This window comes from Vogesella mureinivorans (assembly GCF_007644035.1).
In the GTDB taxonomy this organism is placed as follows: domain Bacteria; phylum Pseudomonadota; class Gammaproteobacteria; order Burkholderiales; family Chromobacteriaceae; genus Vogesella; species Vogesella mureinivorans.
In genome coordinates, this window is record NZ_VMTV02000403.1 from 1 (window position 1) to 478 (window position 478).

At 51.5% G+C, this 478-nt stretch carries 1 pseudogene; it reads right to left on the reverse strand.

Annotated features, from left to right (window positions below):
* Nucleotides 1-478: pseudogene (locus tag FLQ44_RS11210) on the reverse strand (IS1595-like element ISBbi1 family transposase); the annotation flags it as partial.

Sequence of the window (478 nt, forward strand, 5' to 3'; positions counted from 1 at the left end):
CGTAAGAAGTGCTTTTGTCCGAAAATACGATGGCATCATCCTCCATGTAGTCCCTGACCACGCCGTTGATTCCTTCACTTTGATGGCTATCCAGTACCCTGGCCTTGAAATAACGCACATGCTTCTCCTTTTTGCCCGTTTCGATATCTTCCAACGGGGTGCTTTCGGCCATCACCGCAACGTTCTGCTTTCCCTCGGCTCCCCGGCCACGTGTACCCTTGCCTCGCTCGATTTCCTTACTGGCCACCGAAAAGTAACCCTCATCCAGTTCTATCATCCCTTCCAGTGTATACCTTGCATCCCGGTTGCCCATCGCCCTGCGGAGTTTGTGTACCATCGCCCATACCGGTTCGTAACGCTTCAATCCTAATTGCTTCTGGAGTTCGTTGGTGGAGAATCCCTTTTTTGTGCAACTCATCAGGAACATCGTTTTGTACCACACCAGAAACGGCAGCTTGGAGCTCTCCATGATCGTACC